At 41.8% G+C, this 510-nt stretch carries 1 protein-coding gene; it reads right to left on the minus strand.

Annotated features, from left to right (window positions below; genetic code table 11):
• Window positions 1–510, minus strand: a 510-nt coding sequence (locus tag HMPREF9075_RS12505) for a hypothetical protein (protein WP_009414830.1), incomplete at both ends; no start/stop codon positions are given.

Raw genomic sequence — 510 nt, forward strand, 5'->3', positions numbered from 1 at the left:
GACTACAATTGTTAGCATCTATTACCTTAAACTTATTCTGTACCCCTGGTTTTACCCCTGTAAATATATTGCTGGTCTGTGGCCCCGCTTTCAGTACCATATTCGCATCGTAATATTCATACTTATAAGTACCTGTACCTGTACCACCCGTTGCTGTAAGTTTTACAGTCGCTACGTTGTTGTTAGAACACATCGCTGGTACCGTTTGCGTTGCCGTAAGCCCTATTTCTGTAGGCTCTGTTACTTGTAAAGTTGTCGTTACCACACAGCCTGAACCTAATCCTGAATGCGCAGGAGTATACCTGAAGGTAATTGTATAATTACCCTTCTGAAGTTCAGTAATCTCAAAGGTATTACTATTGATAGGAGTCGTATAACCCGCTCCTGTCCTAGCTATATACGACGGTGATATTTGTACCATATAACTACCACCTCGCAAATTCTCTACCTTCAACGTAGCCTTACCCGTAGCATATCCGTTACAAGCTACATTCGTTACACTCAATACAC

It is taken from the genome of Capnocytophaga sp. oral taxon 332 str. F0381, from assembly GCF_000318275.2.
GTDB lineage: Bacteria > Bacteroidota > Bacteroidia > Flavobacteriales > Flavobacteriaceae > Capnocytophaga > Capnocytophaga bilenii.